Source organism: Citrobacter amalonaticus (assembly GCF_001559075.2).
Lineage (GTDB): Bacteria > Pseudomonadota > Gammaproteobacteria > Enterobacterales > Enterobacteriaceae > Citrobacter_A > Citrobacter_A amalonaticus_F.
Genome location: NZ_CP014015.2, coordinates 489,381 through 507,511, shown reverse-complemented (window position 1 = coordinate 507,511; position 18,131 = coordinate 489,381). Strand labels below are relative to the sequence as shown.

At 55.3% G+C, this 18,131-nt stretch carries 16 protein-coding genes; 9 read left to right on the top strand and 7 right to left on the bottom strand.

The features are described 5' to 3' along the window. Nucleotides 1–64: 64 nt before the first annotated feature. Entirely contained in the window at nt 65–535 is a 471-nt protein-coding gene (gene bcp / locus AL479_RS02510) for a thioredoxin-dependent thiol peroxidase (RefSeq protein ID WP_042999859.1), read from the bottom strand. Further along, entirely contained in the window at nt 535–1,107 is a 573-nt protein-coding gene (locus tag AL479_RS02505) for a glycine cleavage system transcriptional repressor (protein ID WP_042999860.1), read from the bottom strand. Before AL479_RS02505 ends, bcp begins: the two co-directional genes overlap by 1 nt. A gap of 145 nt (nt 1,108–1,252) precedes the next feature. Between AL479_RS02505 and dapA the strand changes: the two genes are divergently transcribed. The 6 genes from dapA (at nt 1,253) to ypfH (ending at nt 7,794) form a co-directional block, all read left to right on the top strand. Beyond that, on the top strand, nt 1,253–2,131 hold the full coding sequence (gene dapA, locus AL479_RS02500; RefSeq protein ID WP_042999861.1) for a 4-hydroxy-tetrahydrodipicolinate synthase: 879 nt from the start codon (nt 1,253–1,255) through the stop codon (nt 2,129–2,131). 16 nt (nt 2,132–2,147) lie between these two features. Continuing rightward, nucleotides 2,148–3,182: an outer membrane protein assembly factor BamC gene (bamC, locus tag AL479_RS02495; protein WP_061074943.1), complete on the top strand. Its 1,035-nt coding sequence runs from the start codon at nt 2,148–2,150 to the stop codon at nt 3,180–3,182. A 111-nt stretch (nt 3,183–3,293) separates the two neighbouring features. Then, nucleotides 3,294–4,007, top strand: coding sequence for a phosphoribosylaminoimidazolesuccinocarboxamide synthase (gene purC / locus AL479_RS02490; protein WP_042999863.1), 714 nt, complete (start codon nt 3,294–3,296; stop codon nt 4,005–4,007). Nucleotides 4,008–4,131: 124 nt separating this feature from the next. Next, complete coding sequence (locus tag AL479_RS02485; protein WP_105291714.1) at nt 4,132–4,998, top strand: neutral zinc metallopeptidase; 867 nt, start codon at nt 4,132–4,134, stop codon at nt 4,996–4,998. Nucleotides 4,999–5,012: 14 nt separating this feature from the next. After that, nucleotides 5,013–7,022 (top strand): tRNA(Met) cytidine acetyltransferase TmcA, encoded by a 2,010-nt coding sequence (locus tag AL479_RS02480; RefSeq protein ID WP_061074942.1) that lies wholly within the window; start codon nt 5,013–5,015, stop codon nt 7,020–7,022. A gap of 73 nt (nt 7,023–7,095) precedes the next feature. Beyond that, entirely contained in the window at nt 7,096–7,794 is a 699-nt protein-coding gene (gene ypfH / locus AL479_RS02475) for an esterase (protein WP_061074941.1), read from the top strand. 38 nt (nt 7,795–7,832) lie between these two features. On the opposite strand, the gene AL479_RS02470 is transcribed toward ypfH, so the two are convergent. From AL479_RS02470 to AL479_RS02460, 3 genes are read right to left on the bottom strand one after another with little or no spacing between them, the layout of a single operon-like run. Further along, nucleotides 7,833–8,033: a YpfN family protein gene (locus AL479_RS02470; RefSeq protein WP_061074940.1), complete on the bottom strand. Its 201-nt coding sequence runs from the start codon at nt 8,031–8,033 to the stop codon at nt 7,833–7,835. Between the two features lie 26 nt (nt 8,034–8,059). After that, nucleotides 8,060–9,187 carry a succinyl-diaminopimelate desuccinylase gene (gene dapE / locus AL479_RS02465; protein ID WP_061074939.1) on the bottom strand — a complete coding sequence of 376 codons (1,128 nt, stop codon included), beginning with the start codon at nt 9,185–9,187 and terminating at the stop codon, nt 8,060–8,062. 3 nt (nt 9,188–9,190) lie between these two features. After that, on the bottom strand, nt 9,191–9,547 hold the full coding sequence (locus AL479_RS02460; protein ID WP_061074938.1) for an ArsC family reductase: 357 nt from the start codon (nt 9,545–9,547) through the stop codon (nt 9,191–9,193). Nucleotides 9,548–9,936: 389 nt separating this feature from the next. Here AL479_RS02460 and ypfM point away from each other — a divergent pair, with 389 nt between their 5' ends. Further along, entirely contained in the window at nt 9,937–9,996 is a 60-nt protein-coding gene (gene ypfM, locus AL479_RS02455) for a protein YpfM (RefSeq protein ID WP_001386977.1), read from the top strand. A gap of 93 nt (nt 9,997–10,089) precedes the next feature. Here ypfM and acrD read toward each other — a convergent pair whose 3' ends face one another. Next, the gene (gene acrD / locus AL479_RS02450) at nt 10,090–13,203 is read right to left on the bottom strand and encodes a multidrug efflux RND transporter permease AcrD (RefSeq protein WP_061074937.1); all 3,114 of its coding nucleotides are present in this window, start codon (nt 13,201–13,203) and stop codon (nt 10,090–10,092) included. Between the two features lie 168 nt (nt 13,204–13,371). Further along, on the bottom strand, nt 13,372–15,078 hold the full coding sequence (gene narQ / locus AL479_RS02445) for a nitrate/nitrite two-component system sensor histidine kinase NarQ (RefSeq protein ID WP_061074936.1): 1,707 nt from the start codon (nt 15,076–15,078) through the stop codon (nt 13,372–13,374). A 212-nt stretch (nt 15,079–15,290) separates the two neighbouring features. On the opposite strand from narQ, the gene aegA reads away from it, so the two are divergent. Continuing rightward, entirely contained in the window at nt 15,291–17,252 is a 1,962-nt protein-coding gene (aegA, locus tag AL479_RS02435) for a formate-dependent uric acid utilization protein AegA (RefSeq protein WP_061074935.1), read from the top strand. A gap of 182 nt (nt 17,253–17,434) precedes the next feature. Continuing rightward, nucleotides 17,435–18,010, top strand: a complete 576-nt coding sequence (gene nudK, locus AL479_RS02430; RefSeq protein WP_061074934.1) for a GDP-mannose pyrophosphatase NudK — start codon at nt 17,435–17,437, stop codon at nt 18,008–18,010. The last annotated feature ends 121 nt before the right edge of the window (nt 18,011–18,131 follow it).

The following is an 18,131-nucleotide window of genomic DNA, read 5'->3' as shown; positions in this document are numbered from 1 at the left end:
CGATTACCCGGCCTACACACGGTAGGCCGGACAGGGCGTCAGCCGTCATCCGGCAGCGTGAAAGTCAGGCGTTTTCTTTCAGCCAGTTCAGCACCACATCGTGGTGATTACTGGTTTTGAAATCATCGAAAACGTGTTCAATCTTACCGTCAGCGTCAATCAGAAAACTGATGCGATGGATCCCATCATAGGTTTTCCCCATAAAGGATTTCTCGCCCCAGACGCCAAACTGCTCGCAGACCTGATGATCCTCGTCGGACAGCAGGGTAAAGTTGAGCAACTCTTTTTCGGCAAAACGGGAAAGCTTTTCAGGCTTGTCAGTGCTGATGCCCAGCACGTCTACGCCTGCTTTTTTCAGCTCATCCATGTTATCTCGCAGGCCACAGGCCTGAACGGTACAGCCTGGCGTCATGGCTTTCGGATAGAAATAGACCAGCACACGCTGTCCCTGGAAGTCGGTCAAATTTACTTGTTCTCCGTCTTGATCCGGCAAGCTAAATTTCGGTGCGATGTCACCGGCTTTCAGTGGATTCATTACTTAACTCCATCCTGTTCATCATGTTGTGAATAATTAACAACGTTAATACTGCCTTGTGCATTGAGTTCTGTACATAGTGCTTTAAAGGCCTGTTCAATATTTGCGGCATCATCCGACGCCGGACTGTGGGCGGTAATCTGGATGTATAACTGCGCCGCCTTATCATTTTCAGCAGGTTGCGTGCGCGAAACCAGTTCCGCAATGTTCATTCGATGGTTATCAAACAGGGCAGTAAATCGTTCAATTAAATGTGGCGAATCCGGTACATCCACCTGAACCCATACCGTTGCCGGCATTGGCGGACGGGGATGCGCCGTCGTGCGCTTCATCACAATCAATAAATCCAGCTCTGCACCTTTCAACGGCAGGGTCGATTCGATCAGGGTGATGGCATTCCAGGTACCCGACAGCAGCATGATAAACGTAAACTCATCGCCCAACATGGCCAGGCGACTGTCTTCGATATTACAGCCGCAACTGCTGACATGGCGGGTGATCGTGTTCACAATTCCAGGGCGATCGGCACCCAGCGCAGTAATAACCAGGTAATGTTGCGATGACGGTGTCAAACCTGTTCTTCCTTTGAGAGGTGGGGTAATCATAAGGAAAGCATAAAAAAAACCTGCATACAACAATCAGAAGGGCTCTCGTCGCTTGCTTTTATTGTCGTACCAAACGTAACATTGAGACACTTGTTTGCACAGAGGATGGCCCATGTTCACGGGAAGTATTGTCGCGCTTGTTACACCGATGGATGAAAAAGGTAATGTCTGCCGGTCAAGCCTGAAAAAACTGATTGATTATCATGTCGCCAGCGGCACCTCGGCGATCGTTTCTGTTGGCACTACCGGTGAGTCTGCCACGCTGAGTCATGACGAACATGGCGATGTGGTGATGATGACGCTGGAGCTGGCTGATGGGCGTATCCCGGTGATTGCCGGTACGGGCGCGAACGCGACCGCAGAAGCCATTAGTCTGACGCAGCGTTTCAATGACAGCGGAATTGTCGGCTGTCTGACGGTTACGCCTTACTACAACCGTCCGACTCAGGAAGGTCTGTTCCAGCATTTCAAAGCCATCGCGGAACATACTGACCTGCCACAAATTCTGTATAATGTGCCATCCCGTACCGGTTGCGATATGCTGCCGGAAACCGTTGGCCGTCTGGCGGAATTAAAAAATATTGTCGCAATTAAAGAGGCGACAGGGAACTTAAGTCGGGTTCACCAGATCAAAGAGCTGGTTTCAGATGATTTTCTGCTGCTCAGCGGCGATGACGCGACCGCGATGGACTTTATGCAGTTAGGCGGTCATGGCGTGATCTCCGTGACGTCTAACGTTGCGGCGCGTGATATGGCGGAAATGTGCAAACTGGCGGCGGAAGGGCGTTTTGCCGAGGCGCGAACCATTAACCAGCGTCTGATGCCGTTACATAACAAACTGTTTGTCGAACCCAACCCTATCCCGGTGAAATGGGCATGTAAGGCGTTGGGCCTTGTGGCGACCGATACGCTGCGTTTGCCGATGACACCGATCACGGACAATGGTCGTGAAATTGTCAAAGCGGCGCTCAAGCATGCCGGTTTGCTGTAAAGTTTAGGGAGATTTGATGGCTTACTCAGTACAAAAGTCGCGCCTGGCCAGGGTTGCGGGTGTTTCGCTTGTTTTGCTGCTCGCGGCCTGTAGTTCTGACTCGCGCTACAAGCGCCAGGTGAGTGGTGATGAATCCTATCTGGAAGCCGCGCCGCTTGCTGAACTTCATGCGCCTGCCGGTATGATTCTGCCGGTGACCACGAGCGACTACAACATTCCGGTCACCAACGGCAGCGGTGCCGTAGGGAAAGCGCTGGATATCCGTCCGCCGGCACAGCCGCTGGCGCTGGTTTCCGGTGCCCGGACCCAGTTCGCGGGCGATACCGCCACGCTGCTGGTGGAGAACGGGCGTGGAAATACGCTGTGGCCGCAGGTGGTCAGCGTGATTCAGTCTAAAAACTACACGATTGAAAAACGTGATGATGCCAGCCAGACGCTGACAACCGGTTGGGTTGACTGGAACCGTCTGGACGAAGATGAGCAGTACCGTGGCCGTTATCAAATCTCGGTTAAACCGCAGGGCTATCAGCAGGCGGTGATGGTGAAACTGGTCAACCTTGAGCAGGCCGGTAAGCCTGTGGCGGATGCCGCTTCACTGCAGCGTTATAGCACTGAGATGATGAACGTGATTTCTGCGGGCCTCGATAAGACCGCGACTGACGCCGCGAATGCTGCGCAGAACCGTTCTGCCGCTACGATGGATGTGCAGAGCGCCGCTGATGATACCGGTTTACCGATGCTGGTGGTGCGTGGCCCATTCAACGTCGTCTGGCAGCGTCTCCCGGCAGCACTGGAGAAAGTCGGCATGAAAGTGACCGACAGCACCCGTTCGCAGGGGAGCCTGGCCGTCACTTACAAACCGCTGTCCGATAGCGGCTGGCAGGAGCTGGGCGCTCGCGATCCAGGGCTCTCTTCCGGTGACTACAAACTGCAGGTCGGTGATTTAGACAACCGCAGCAGTTTGCAGTTTATCGATCCGAAGGGGCATACCCTGACGCAGAGCCAGAACGACGCGCTGGTTGCTATCTTCCAGGCAGCGTTTAGCAAGTAAAAAACAGGGCTGGAGAAATCCGGCCCTTTTTATTTCCGTGCTACGCAAACGTGTGCGTGGCATAATATTCCCCGTTTTGAATACAAATGATCACACCCAGGAGTAATGAAGATGCAAAAGCAAGCTGAGTTGTATCGTGGTAAAGCGAAGACCGTATACAGCACGGAAAACCCGGACCTGTTGGTGCTCGAATTCCGCAATGATACGTCAGCAGGGGATGGCGCGCGCATTGAGCAGTTTGATCGTAAAGGCATGGTGAATAACAAGTTCAACTATTTCATCATGACCAAACTGGCTGAAGCGGGTATCCCGACGCAGATGGAGCGACTGCTCTCCGATACCGAATGTCTGGTGAAAAAGCTGGATATGGTGCCGGTCGAGTGCGTGGTGCGTAACCGTGCGGCAGGCTCTCTGGTTAAACGTCTGGGTATTGAAGAGGGCATCGAACTGAATCCGCCGTTATTCGACCTGTTCCTGAAAAACGATGCAATGCATGACCCAATGGTCAACGATTCCTACTGCGAAACCTTTGGTTGGGTGAGCAAAGAGAATCTGGCTCGAATGAAAGAGCTGACCTATAAAGCGAACGATGTGCTGAAAAAAATGTTCGATGACGCAGGACTGATCCTCGTCGACTTCAAACTGGAGTTCGGTCTGTACAAAGGCGAAGTGGTGCTCGGCGATGAATTCTCTCCGGACGGTAGCCGTCTGTGGGACAAAGAGACCCTCGAGAAAATGGACAAAGATCGTTTCCGTCAGAGCCTGGGTGGCCTGATTGAAGCCTATGAAACGGTAGCGCGTCGTCTGGGTGTGAATCTCGACTAACTCACCTTTCGGGTCGGGGACGCTCTCCGGCCCGCTCTTCGCACTTCAATCGCGCTTTCCTGTGGTAATCTTCCGCTGAACCGCCTACGATCATCATCATAACGAATATATTGTTGAGGTGAGTATGCGCTGGCAAGGGCGTCGTGAAAGTGACAATGTGGAAGACAGGCGCAGCAGCTCGGGCGGTGGCCCCTCTCTGGGCGGGCCAGGATTTCGTCTGCCGAGTGGCAAAGGCGGGATTATTCTGCTCATCGTCGTGCTGGTTGCCGGGTATTATGGCGTCGATTTAACCGGACTGATGACGGGACAACCGGTCTCTCAGCAACAGTCCCAACGTTCTATCAGCCCGAATGAAGACGAAGCGGCAAAATTTACCTCGGTGATTCTGGCAACGACAGAAGACTCCTGGGGACAGCAGTTTGAAAAAATGGGTCGCACCTACCAACCGCCGAAACTCGTCATGTACCGCGGGGCAACGCGTACCGGCTGCGGTACCGGACAATCCATCATGGGGCCGTTTTATTGCCCGGCGGATGGCACGGTCTATATCGATCTCTCCTTCTACGATGACATGAAAGACAAACTGGGCGCGGACGGTGATTTCGCTCAGGGTTATGTGATTGCTCACGAAGTCGGTCATCACGTCCAGAAACTGCTGGGCATCGAGCCGAAGGTGCGTCAGATGCAGCAGAACGCCTCGCAGGCGGAAATCAACCAACTCTCTGTGCGTATGGAGCTACAGGCAGACTGCTTTGCCGGTGTCTGGGGCAACAGCATGCAGCAGCAGGGCGTACTGGAATCCGGCGATCTGGAAGAGGCGCTGAATGCCGCCGAAGCGATTGGCGACGATCGTCTCCAGCAGCAAAGTCAGGGACGCGTCGTTCCGGACAGCTTCACCCACGGGACGTCAGAGCAGCGTTATCGCTGGTTTAAGCGCGGTTTCGATAGCGGCAATCCGGCGCAATGTAATACCTTTGGTAAAGGTTTTTAACTTCTGAGGCAGGGATGTCTGGTTATACCGCGCTGAATGCGTTAACCGCGCAAATGACCCGGGAGGGGATTCGCCGCCTGCTGGTGCTGAGCGGCGAGGCGTCCTGGTGTCATGAACAAGTCCAGCACCTGCGTGACGCGTTGCCCGGTGACTGGCTATGGGTTTCTCCTGATGCGACCGCCGAACCCTGCTGCACGCCGCTGGCGCTGCAAACGTTACTGGGACGTGAATTCCACCATGCCGTTTTCGACGCTCTGGCCGGGTTTGATGCGGCGGCCTTTGCTGCCTTAAGCGGAACGCTGCGTGCGGGCAGTTGGCTGGTGTTACTCACGCCGCCACTGGCACGCTGGCATCTCTGTCCTGATAATGATTCGCTGCGCTGGAGCGACTGCGCACAACCTATTGCGACTCCCCATTTTATCCACCGCATCCGTCGCCTGATCGTGGCGGATGAGCAGACGCTGTGCTGGCAGCAGTCGCAGCCGTTTTGCGTACCGCATTTTCCAGAACGTCCTCACTGGCAGTCCGCAACCGGTGCGCCGCTGCCGGAACAGGCCGCCATTCTGACGCAACTGCTACAGATGCCCGAAGGGATCGCCACGGTGACCGCCGCGCGCGGGCGAGGGAAATCGGCGCTGGCCGGTCAGTTGATTTCGCGTATTGCGGGCAACTCCATTGTGACGGCGCCGGCGAAAGCGGCAACGGACGTGCTGGCGCAATTTGCCGGTGACCGCTTCCGCTTTATGGCGCCAGATGCGCTGCTGAGCGCGGAGGCTGATGCCGACTGGCTGGTGGTGGATGAGGCGGCGGCGATCCCCGCGCCGCTCCTTCAGCGTCTTGTTTCCCGTTTCCCGCGCACCTTACTGACAACGACCGTACAGGGCTACGAAGGCACCGGACGCGGCTTTTTGTTGAAATTTTGCGCCCGCTTCCCGGAATTACAGCGTTATGAACTTCAGCAACCCGTCCGTTGGGCGCAGGGATGTCCGCTGGAGAAATGGGTCAGCGATGCGCTGGTTTTTGATGATGACCATTTTGCGACCACTCCGCAGGGCAGCATTGTGATTACGCCTTTTGAACAATATGCCTGGCAGACGCAACCGGAAATGCCTCTGGCGGTCTATCGGTTGCTTTCCGGGGCGCACTATCGTACCTCTCCGCTGGATCTCCGCCGGATGATGGATGCGCCGGGGCAGCATTTTTTCCGCGCCACCTGTGACAGGGAAATTGTCGGGGCGCTCTGGCTGGTTGAGGAAGGCGGCCTTGCTGCAGAACTCAGTCAGGCGGTCTGGGCGGGATTTCGGCGACCGCGGGGGAACCTCGTCGCGCAGTCGCTGGCGGCACACGGCGGCGATCCGCTGGCGGCTACCCTGACCGGTCGTCGAATCAGTCGTATTGCCGTCCATCCGGGACGCCAGCGTGAGGGCATTGGGCAACAGTTGATCGCGCAGGCCCATGCGGCACACTGTGACTATCTTTCCGTGAGCTTTGGCTATACGCCTGAGCTGTGGCGCTTCTGGCAGCGCTGTGGCTTTATTCTGGTGCGCGTAGGCAACCACAAGGAGGCCAGTAGCGGCTGCTATACCGCAATGGCGCTCTTACCGCTAAACGCGGCAGGCAGACGCCTTGCCGAATATGAACACCACCGTTTGCGTCGCGATGCGGATATTCTTGCGCGGTGGAATGGGGAGGCGATCCCGGTCGAGTCGCTGAAAGCGACTACGCTTAATGAAGATGACTGGCAGACGCTGGCGGGGTTTGCTTTCGCGCACCGTCCGTTGCTGACCTCTCTCGGCGGTCTGAGCCGCCTGCTGGCGACCAGCACGTTGCCGCTAGCGGCGCTGCGGGGCAGCCTGCAAGCACGCCTCAGCGATGCAGCGCTCTGCCTGACATTGCGCCTTTCAGGGCGCAAAGCACTGTTGAAGCGTCAGCGGGAAGAGGCGGCGCAGGCATTAGCCGGGCTGGATCCCGCGCGGACTGAGCATGACCGTAATCGGATTCTGCAATGGCAATTTTTTCACTAACTCCTTCAATTTTCTGGCATGGTCATTGCGATTGAGCAGCGTAGAATTAACGACATCAGTTAAGGAGATCGCCATGAAACATGACCATTTTGTTGTTCAAAGTCCGGCCCAACCTGCTCAACAGCTGTTGCTGCTGTTTCATGGCGTGGGCGATAACCCCGTCGCGATGGGTGAGATAGGGTCGTGGTTTGCCCCTCTCTTCCCGGACGCGCTGGTGGTCAGTATCGGCGGCGTTGAGCCGAGCGGTCCGGCATCCGGGCGGCAGTGGTTTTCCGTGCAAGGGGTGACGGAAGAGAATCGCCAGGCGCGGATTGACGCTATCATGCCGGTGTTTATCGAAACCGTACGCTACTGGCAAAAACAGAGTGGCGTAGGGGCGAATGCCACGGCGCTGATTGGTTTCTCTCAGGGCGCGATTATGGTGCTGGAGAGCATCAAAGCCGAGCCCGGTCTGGCCTCGCGGGTGATTGCGTTTAACGGACGCTATGCCAGCCTGCCGGAAAGCGCATCGACTGCCACTACGATCCACTTGATCCACGGTGGTGAAGATCGGGTCATTGAGCTTTCGCATGCGGTAGCCGCCCAGGACGCGCTGTTAAGTGCGGGCGGGGATGTCACGCTGGATATTGTGGAAGACCTCGGTCACGCGATTGACGACCGTAGCATGCAGTTTGCTCTCGATCATTTGCGCTATACCGTGCCGAAGCACTACTTTGACGAAGCGCTCAGCGGCGGTACGCCGAACGATGATGACGTGATTGAGATGATCTAAAAAATAAAGCCGGAATGGGGAACCCTTCCGGCCTTTGTTTATTTCTTCGGTTGGTCTTTCTTCGGCCAATCGTCGTCGTCATCCCACTTATCGTTGAAATCACGATGCGGGGGAAGCTCCGGTTTATTCGCGAGGAATTTTTTGTGGTCGACGCTTTTGAGATCCTTGATCACATTCAGCAGTACACCTACCAAAAACACCAGCACCAGAATCCACCAATATTTTGCCAGCCAGTCCATGCGCGTTACCTCTTGCAGGAACCTCGTCAGGCGACGAGTTGTTCCATTATACGTTGATACATACGGGCAAGCAGTTGCAGGTCGGCGGCGTTCACGCATTCATTGATTTTATGAATCGTGGCATTCACCGGACCGAGCTCCACGACCTGCGCCCCCATACGAGCGATAAACCGTCCATCAGACGTACCGCCCGTGGTCAGTAACTGCGGTTTAATTTCATTATAGTGCTCGATGGCGTTCACGACCGCATCCACCAGCTTTCCGCGATCGGTCAGGAACGGCTGGCCAGAGAGCCACCAGTCAACGGTATAGCGCAGCTGATGCTTTTCGAGCAGCGCGTGCACCCGCGCTTTGATCATTTCGTCGGTCAGTTCGGTACTGAAACGGAAGTTGAACTGCACAAACAGTTCACCGGGGATGACGTTATTGCTACCGGTACCCGCCTGAACATTGGCAATCTGCATGCTGGTGGCCGGGAAAAATTCATTGCCCTGATCCCACTCAATATTCACCAGTTCATTGAGCATGGGCGCGGCGCGGTGTACCGGGTTATCCGCCAGGTGTGGATAGGCGACGTGACCCTGCACGCCGTGGATGGTCAGGTTGCAGGTGAGCGATCCGCGACGACCGTTTTTCACCACGTCACCCACGACTTCGGTACTTGAGGGTTCGCCAACCAGACAGTAATCCAGGCGCTCATGACGCGCCATCAGCGCCTCGACAACCTTGACGGTACCGTTTTTCGCGCTGGCCTCTTCATCGGAGGTGATCAGAAACGCCAGCCGCCCTTTGTGGTTCGGGTGCTGAGCGACAAAGCGCTCTGCCGCCACCACCATGGCCGCCAGCGAACCTTTCATATCCGCCGCGCCGCGGCCGAACAACATCCCGTCGCGAATGGTCGGCTCGAAAGGTGGGTTGATCCAGCGGTCGGCATCGCCCGCCGGCACGACGTCGGTGTGACCGGCAAACGCCAGCGTCTCCCCCTGTCCGCGCCATGCCCAAAAATTCTGTGTATCCGCAAAATCCATGCGCTCAACGGTAAAACCGATCGCGCGCAGGCGTTCAATCATCAACGCCTGACATCCCGCATCATCCGGGCTCAGGGAAGGGCGGCGAATAAGCTGTTGTGTCAGCTCAATAACCGGGCACGACATAGACTACACCTCGTCAAAAAACTGCTGATAACTGGATTCACTAAAACCCAGCAGCATAGGCTTCCCGGGCGCGCAGAGCAATGGACGTTTGATGATCGCCGGCATTTCAGTCATTAATGCGGCGGCAGACGCGGCATCGGTGATATGACTGCGTGTGGTTTCATCTAGTTTTCGCCACGTCGTCCCACGGGTGTTGAGAAGCGATTCCCACCCTAATTCATTGATAAATGAAGTGAGAAGTGTGTTGTCCAGCCCATCGACACGGTAATCGTGAAAACGGTAGTCAATGCCACGCGCTTCCAGCCAGCGGCGGGCCTTTTTAATGGTGTCGCAATTTTTAATACCGTAGAGGGTAATCATGTGCATCCTTATTAACGTAAACTGATTATATAATCATCAATATCGTTACGTCCGATAATACATCTTGTCATTTAATCGTGATCGGTAAATATAACATTGTTGAAGTAATGTGAATAATAATTCCTGAATTTGTTGGAATTTTCGTCTTAATCAAAATTCGGAATTTCTCCCTTGCAGCCATCTGTTTTTTAATCGAAATTGAAGAAGTACCAGATAAGGTATGATTGTTTCGAATTATTGCTGTATGTCACATAAAATTTATGGGTACCGCGCCATAGTGATGACATCACCCCACACCCCGGAGGATGTAATCACAGCAATTGGTTAATTTGTCTTCACCAGGAGATAATGTTTTTGTAGAATACGCATAATAAAAAGCAGAGGTTGTTATGATTGAACGCGAACTGGGGAACTGGAAAGATTTTATCGAAGTTATGCTTCGCAAATAAATTTCTGGAAGGATGACCAAATAACAGAACACACCGTGTGAGATTCATCACACAGAAAGGGCGACCCGTTGGCAGGTCGCCTTTTTTTGTCTCTTATTCCGGACGCGGCTTCAGTGGGAAGCGGCGACGGACCAGCACGAAAAACAGCGGCACAAAGTAGATTGCCAGTACCGTTGCCGAGATCATCCCGCCCATGACGCCCGTCCCGACGGCGTGTTGACCGCCGGAACCCGCCCCGCTGCTGATGGCCATCGGCAACACGCCGAAGATAAACGCCAGCGAGGTCATCAGGATCGGACGTAAGCGCTGCCGACACGCATGCAGCGTCGCATCCAGCAGATCGTGTCCTTTCTCGTTCATCTCATTGGCAAATTCAACGATCAAAATGGCGTTCTTCGCCGAAAGCCCAATGACCGTCAACAGCCCGACCTGGAAATAGACATCGTTTTCCAGACCCCGCATCCAGGTCGCAAGCAGCGCGCCGATGACCCCCAACGGCACCACCAGCATCACCGAGAACGGTACTGACCAGCTTTCATACAGCGCGGCCAGACACAGGAATACCACCAACAGTGAAATGGCATACAGGGCCGGAGCCTGCGCTCCGGAGAGTCGCTCCTGGTACGACATGGCGGTCCATTCCAGACCAAATCCGGTCGGCAACTGACGCACCAGCGACTCCATCACATCCATCGCTGTCCCGGTACTCACCCCAGGTGCGGCTTCACCGACAATTTCGACGGCAGAATAGCCGTTGTAGCGCTCCAGACGTGGAGAACCGGTCTCCCAGCGAGAGGTGGCGAAGGCGGAGAAAGGCACCATGCCGCCGCTGTTATTGCGCACGTACCACAGGTTGATGTCGTCTGGCAGCATGCGGTATTTCGCTGCCGCCTGGACGTAGACCTTTTTCACGCGGCCACGGTCCATAAAGTCGTTGACGTAACTCGATCCCCAGGCGGTCTGCAACGTATCGTTGATGTCGTCAATGGATACACCCAGCGCCTGCGCTTTGCGTTGGTCGACATCAATTTGCAGCTGAGGACTGTCGTCCAGACCGTTGTGGCGCACACGGGTCAGGGCGCTATCCTGCGACGCCAGGCGAAGCAGTTGGTCACGCGCGGCCATTAAGGCATCATGACCGGCGCCAGCGTGATCCTGCAGTTCCATATCAAAACCTGCGGAACTGCCGAGACCGCTGATGGCAGGCGGGCTGCTGGCGAATACGCGCGCCTCTTTGATATTGTTAAACGCCTTCGTCGCACGTTCGATAATAGCAAACGAGGTGCCAGTCGTCGGGTCGCGTTCGCTCCAGTCTTTCAGGCGTACAAACATACGCGCCACGTTCTGACCGTTGCCTCCCGGGCCGGAACCGACCGTCGCAAAGACGGACTGGACGGTATCCTTTTCGTGGGTGAAATAATATTTCTCGACTTCCTGTACCACTTTTAAGGTTTGTTGCTGCGTGGAGCCGCTTGGCAACTGAACTGAGGTGATAAACATACCGCGATCTTCCAGCGGCAGGAACGAGGTCGGCAGACGCAGGAACAGAACCACCATCGCGCCAAGCAGCAGCACATAAATCAGGATCCAGCGCAGGCTGCGATGCAGAATTTTGGCCACACCTTTTTCATAGCGTTCGGCGTTACGGTTGAAGGTGCGGTTAAACCAGCCGAAGAAACCGGTTTGCCCGTGATGCTCGCCTTTGTGCAGCGGTTTAAGCAGGGTGGCGCACAGGGCAGGGGTGAGGATCATCGCCACCAGAACGGAAAGCACCATCGCCGCCACAATGGTAATAGAGAACTGACGGTAGATTGCCCCGGTAGTCCCGCCAAAGAAGGCCATCGGTACGAAGACGGCTGACAGCACCATCGCGATACCAACCAGCGCGCCCTGAATTTGTCCCATCGATTTTCGTGTCGCCTCGCGCGGCGTGAGGCCTTCCTCACTCATAATACGCTCGACGTTTTCCACAACCACGATGGCGTCATCCACCAGCAGGCCGATCGCCAGTACCATCGCAAACATGGTCAGAGTATTGATGCTGTAGCCGAAGGCATAGAGCACCGAAAACGTCCCCATCAGCACCACCGGTACGGCAATGGTGGGGATCAGCGTGGCGCGGAAGTTTTGCAGGAACAGGTACATCACGAGGAACACCAGCGCGATGGCTTCCAGCAGTGTTTTCACCACATCTTCAATAGAAGCCTTAACGAAGGAGGTGGTTTCATAGGCCACCTTGTATTCCAGACCGTGCGGGAAATACTGCGCCAGTTCATCCAGACGCTTAATCACCTGGGTCGCGGTGGCCATTTCGTTGGCCCCCGATGCCAGTTTTACTCCAAGCCCGGAGGCCGCATTACCATTAAAACGGCTGAGATAGTCATACTTCTCCGCCCCCATTTCGACGGTGGCGACATCGCCTAAGGTCACTTCTGATCCATCCTGATTGACGCGCAGCGTAATGGCGCGAAACTGTTCCGGCGTTTGCAGTAGCGACTGGGCATTAATGGTGGCGTTCAGCGCCTGGGTATCAATGGAAGGGGTACCGCCAAGCTGTCCGACGGCGATCTGCGCGTTCTGCGACTCAATGGCGTCGGTGACATCTTTCGCGGTCATCTGGAAGCTGTTGAGCTTTGCCGGATCCAGCCAGATGCGCATGGAATATTGCGAGCCGTAGGCATCGATATCGCCGACGCCGCTCACCCGGCTGAGCGGATCCTGAATATTACTGGCGACGTAGTCCGCGATATCCTGCTTATCCATCGACCCGTCGGTGGAGACAAAAGCAATCGTCAGGATGTTGGTATCCCCGGTCTTACGAACCGTGACGCCCTGGTTCTGTACCGCCTGCGGCAGTTTACGCATCGCCGACTGTAACTGGTTCTGGACCTGTTGTACTGCTTCATCCGGATCGGTGCCTGCCACGAAGCTCAGCGTGACCGACGCTTGTCCGGTGCCGCTGCTTTGCGATGACATGTACATCAGATTATCGAGGCCGGTCATGTTCTGCTCAATGACCTGGGTGACGGTGTTTTCCAGCGTTTGGGCGGAGGCGCCGGGATAGTTTGCCGTGATGCGCACGTTTGGCGGCGCCAGATCCGGATATTGCTCCACCGGCAAAGAGAAAATAGCCAGGGTACCTGTCAGGCACAACAGGATAGCCAGCACCCAGGCAAATATGGGGCGATCGATAAAGAAATTCGCCATCAGAAAGAGGACCTCATTATTCTACATATCTTTATAGGTATGACTTGCTTCACTGTAGCGGGAAGCTACGAGTCAAACGTGGAGAAAAAAAGGAGATAATGTAAATTATCATGCCTGATTACAGCGTTTGTCAGCTTCCCGCACGCTCACGTCCGGTTTTGTGCGATTTTATGTCAGATGACTCGCATCCTCTTCTGATTCTGTCGAGCGAAAGCTAATGCTCACTAACGTCCCGCCGCCGGAAGGCTGCGAGAAACTTAACGTGCCGCCAAGACGTTCCGCGCGCTCGCGCATAATGTTCAGGCCATAATGCCCCGCCGGTTCGTTAGGCTCGCCAATGCCCACGCCGTTATCGCGAATATACACCGTGTGATTGCCATCCGGCGCCGTCACACAGCTGACGGCAATCTCACTGGCACTGGCGTGCTTCATCGCGTTGAGCACCGCTTCCCGGATAATCTGTAACAAATGGACCTGCATCTGCGCATCGAGCGCCAGCGTCGGCAACCGGCAGTCCAGAGTGAGTTTAGCGGCAGTTTGCCCTTGTAGCGCTTCGAGCATTTCATGCAGCGCGGAGGGTAAATCGGCCTGCTGCAACGTCAGACGGAAGGTGGTCAGTAGTTCACGCAACTGACGATAGGCATCGTTCAGCGCCCGCGAGAAGTCATCCATAATGGCCTGCGCCGGGGCGTTATCCTCCGGAATGGCGCGCTTGAGCAGCGTCAACTGAATGCGCAGATACGAGAGCACCTGCGCCAGAGAGTCATGCAGTTCGCGGGCAATGGTGGCGCGCTCTTCCATCAGCAACAGTTGCTGGAAGTGTTTCTGCGCATGGTTGAAGTACAGGCCGCGCCCCAGCATGGTCGATACGCTGTTTAACAGCGGGATCGCGCTGGCGACATGCTGACTTTGCCAGTGCAGCTCGCCATAGACCGTCTCCTGCATGGTCACCGGGAGGATTTGCATCGGCAGGTCGGCCTGTTTTTCACCCTCACTGATACGCCAGTTTTCCCCGACGGTAAGCTCAAGAAATTGTGCCGCTTCGTTATCACGGACAATCTGCAAAATATGGCGGAAGCAGTGCACATCAATCTGACTGGTATTCAGCGCCTGAGAACACTGGTACAGCACTTCCAGACGCCGTTTGGCTTCATGGAGATCGTGGGTCTTTTCTTCGACCTTCGCTTCCAGCGAGCGGTACAGCTTATGCAACTCGCTCGACATCTGATTAAAGGTCTTCGCCAGTAGCCCCAGCTCGTTGGGAAGGTGCGTATCCAGCGGCGGCGAGTCAAACTGACCGTGTTCAATACGCTGACTGGCCATCACCAGTTGATTCAGTGGGCGCACAACCTGATGACGAATACGGCGCAGGGTGAAAAAGACGAGGGTAAAAATCCCGATACCGCCCGCCAGCGAGATCCCCACCACCAGCATCACTTTGCGTTCGGCATAGTGCTGCAAGGCCAGCACGAAGAGATCGATCTTATCGACGTAGGCGTTAATGTTGTTCTGATACCACTGCAGATCACCATCAATCAGGCGGGGATTCATCTCCAGCCAGTTGGCGTGCAGTTGCGCGTAGCGACCTTTCACCGCCTGAGGCACATACCAGGCATTCAGATTGCTTAACGCCGGTGAGTTGAGGGCCTGCTGAAAGAGCTGGCGATGGGCGTTTAATTGCGGGCTGTGGCTTTGCAGATCGTACCCCAGACGATAGCTCTGCATACGTAATGAACCCGCCACGTTAATGGCTTCGGCATCCCGCAGGCTGCTGGCCAGCGTCAGTAACGCAACGCCGGTCGAGAGAATCGAGAGCAGGACAATGTAAAAAAAAGCCCGGGCCAGACTGGCCGAGACGGGGCGTTTGACGATCACACGCGTAATTTCCTTTAAAAGTGCTTACGGTAAAAATCTCTCGCAGATCTGAAACGTAATTTCACTCTGGCTGAAATAAATTGATCTGCCACAGGTTCTGTAGAAATAGTTGTGCTTCCTGGGCAAATGAACATTGCCGACGTGTGGTCAGTCGGTTAATAACAACACTTATATAAAGAATAAGGTTTTTACAACCAAAAAAGAAGGTCGCCATGAACCGTTTTATTATGGCCAACAGCCAACAGTGCCTGGGATGCCATGCCTGTGAAGTTGCTTGCGTTTTGGCCCACAATGAAGAGCAACATGTCCTTAGCCAACGTCACTACCAGCCCCGGATCACGGTTATCAAGCATCAGCATCAGCGAAGTGCAGTGACCTGTCACCATTGCGAAGATGCTCCCTGCGCCCGCAGTTGTCCGAATGGAGCGATAAGCCACGTTAACGACAGCGTGCAGGTCAATCAGCAAAAGTGTATCGGCTGTAAATCCTGCGTGGTGGCCTGTCCGTTCGGCACCATGCAAATCGTCCTGACGCCCGTCGCCAAAGGTCAGGTCAAAGCGACGGCGCATAAATGTGACCTCTGCCAGGGGCGGGAAAATGGACCGGCCTGTGTGGAGAATTGTCCTGCGGACGCGCTGCAACTGGTGACGGAAGGGTCGTTAACCCGGCTGGCGAAAGCGCGACGTTTACGTACAGCCCGGCAGGAGAATCAGCCGTGGCATGCGGATGCGACGGCGACCGCTTTCTCCACCATGAGCAAAATTGAGCAAATGCGCGCGACGCCAGCGCGTGGTGAACCGGATAAACTGGCTATCGATGCGCGAAAAGTCAGCTTTGACGAAATCTATCTGCCGTTTCGCACGGCTCAGGCGGAGCAGGAAGCCTCTCGCTGCCTGAAGTGCGGTGAGCACAGCATTTGTGAATGGACCTGCCCGCTGCATAACCACATCCCTCAGTGGATTGAACTGGTAAAAGCCGGAAACATTGATGCGGCGGTGGAATTGTCTCACCAGACGAACTGTTTGCCGGAAATCACCGGGCGCGTTTGTCCACAAGACCGACTGTGCGAAGGCGCCTGTACGGTGCGCGACGAGCATGGCGCGGTGACGATCGGCAACATTGAACGTTACATTTCCGACCGCGCGCTGGGTCAAGGCTGGCGGCCGGATCTGAGCCATGTCCAGAAGGTCGATAAGCGCGTGGCGATTATTGGCGCCGGTCCGGCAGGGCTTGCCTGCGCCGACGTGCTGGCGCGTCGCGGCGTCAGCGCCACGGTTTTTGATCGTCATCCCGAAATAGGCGGACTGCTGACCTTTGGCATCCCGGCCTTCAAACTGGATAAATCACTGCTGGCGCGCCGTCGGGAAATTTTCAGCGCGATGGGGATCCAGTTTGAGCTGAACTGCGAAGTGGGCAGGGATGTGAAAATGGAGGCGCTGCTGGAGGATTACGACGCCGTATTTGTCGGCGTGGGAACCTATCGTTCGATGAAGGCCGACCTGCCCAACGAAGATGCGCCGGGCGTCTATGACGCGCTGCCATTCCTGATCGCGAATACCAAACAGGTGATGGGACTGGACGAATGTCCTGAAGAGCCGTACATCGACACCGCCGGACTCAACGTGGTGGTGTTGGGCGGCGGTGACACGGCGATGGACTGTGTCCGTACCGCGCTGCGTCATGGCGCAAGCCAGGTCACCTGCGCCTACCGCCGTGACGAAGCCAACATGCCAGGTTCGAAGAAAGAGGTGAAAAACGCGCGTGAGGAAGGGGCTAACTTCGAGTTCAACGTGCAGCCGGTCGATCTGGAACTGAGCGCGGACGGGCGCGTTTGTGGCATTCGTTTGCTGCGTACGCAGTTGGGTGAGCCGGATGCCCAGGGACGCCGCCGTCCGGTGCCGATTGCCGGCAGTGAGTTTGTGATGCCGGCAGATGCCGTGATCATGGCGTTTGGTTTCCATCCGCACGGGATGCCGTGGCTGGAGAGCCATGGAGTGCAAGTGGACAACTGGGGTCGCATCGCGGCAAACGTGGAGAGTGCATACCGTTACCAGACCACTAACCCGAAAATCTTTGCCGGCGGCGATGCCGTTCGCGGCGCCGATCTGGTGGTCACCGCGATGGCAGAAGGACGCCATGCGGCGCAGGGGATCGTCGACTGGCTGGGGCTGTAAACGTTTGACTATGCCGTAGGCCGGATAAGGCGTCGCCGACATCCGGCCTATCCGCGCCTGATGGCGCTGCGCTTATCAGGTCTACAATTCACCTCTGTCCGGCACAAATCAGCCTTATCTTACACAGACAAAACCGGCTTCACGGCGTAGTATAATTTCTCTTCTTACGCTGTGGAGCCGATATGTCGCAAAAAATCACCCTCGTTAAAGACAAAGTTCTTTCTGATAACTATTTCATCCTGCGCAATATTACCTACGATCTGACCCGCTCGAACGGCGACGTCATCCGCCACAAACGTGAAGTGTACGATCGTGGTAATGGGGCAACGATCCTGTTGTACAACGCAGAGAAAAAGACCGTCGTGTTGATTCGTCAGTTCCGCGTAGCGACGTGGGTGAACGGTAACGAAAGCGGGCAGTTGATTGAAACCTGCGCCGGATTACTGGACAACGACGAGCCGGAAGCCTGCATTCGCAAAGAGGCCATTGAAGAGACGGGCTATGAAGTGGGCGAGGTGCGTAAGCTCTTTGAGCTGTACATGTCTCCCGGCGGTGTGACAGAGCTGATTCACTTTTTTATCGCCGAATACAGCGAAAGCCAGCGTGCTAATGCTGGCGGTGGCGTCGAAGATGAAGACATTACTGTACTGGAATTGCCGTTTACCCAGGCGCTGGAAATGATTAAAACCGGTGAGATACGAGACGGTAAGACCGTGTTATTGCTCAACTATTTGCAATCTTCCCATTTAATGGATTGATAAATAAGGATTATATTTCTTTACGAATTATTGAATCTATCCGACAAATCCGATTGAGCATGGTTAACAGCGCAACGAAGATACGACCTGTGTTGTTCGTTTGACTTCTGGGGTTATTACC

Bases quoted from the DNA above. Each gene is read 5' to 3' on its own strand.
- bcp (WP_042999859.1), bottom strand. From the start codon at position 535: ATGAATCCACTGAAAGCCGGTGACATCGCACCGAAATTTAGCTTGCCG.
- dapA (WP_042999861.1), top strand. From the start codon at position 1,253: ATGTTCACGGGAAGTATTGTCGCGCTTGTTACACCGATGGATGAAAAA.
- bamC (WP_061074943.1), top strand. From the start codon at position 2,148: ATGGCTTACTCAGTACAAAAGTCGCGCCTGGCCAGGGTTGCGGGTGTT.
- purC (WP_042999863.1), top strand. From the start codon at position 3,294: ATGCAAAAGCAAGCTGAGTTGTATCGTGGTAAAGCGAAGACCGTATAC.
- AL479_RS02485 (WP_105291714.1), top strand. From the start codon at position 4,132: ATGCGCTGGCAAGGGCGTCGTGAAAGTGACAATGTGGAAGACAGGCGC.
- AL479_RS02480 (WP_061074942.1), top strand. From the start codon at position 5,013: ATGTCTGGTTATACCGCGCTGAATGCGTTAACCGCGCAAATGACCCGG.
- ypfH (WP_061074941.1), top strand. From the start codon at position 7,096: ATGAAACATGACCATTTTGTTGTTCAAAGTCCGGCCCAACCTGCTCAA.
- AL479_RS02470 (WP_061074940.1), bottom strand. From the start codon at position 8,033: ATGGACTGGCTGGCAAAATATTGGTGGATTCTGGTGCTGGTGTTTTTG.
- dapE (WP_061074939.1), bottom strand. From the start codon at position 9,187: ATGTCGTGCCCGGTTATTGAGCTGACACAACAGCTTATTCGCCGCCCT.
- AL479_RS02460 (WP_061074938.1), bottom strand. From the start codon at position 9,547: ATGATTACCCTCTACGGTATTAAAAATTGCGACACCATTAAAAAGGCC.
- acrD (WP_061074937.1), bottom strand. From the start codon at position 13,203: ATGGCGAATTTCTTTATCGATCGCCCCATATTTGCCTGGGTGCTGGCT.
- aegA (WP_061074935.1), top strand. From the start codon at position 15,291: ATGAACCGTTTTATTATGGCCAACAGCCAACAGTGCCTGGGATGCCAT.
- nudK (WP_061074934.1), top strand. From the start codon at position 17,435: ATGTCGCAAAAAATCACCCTCGTTAAAGACAAAGTTCTTTCTGATAAC.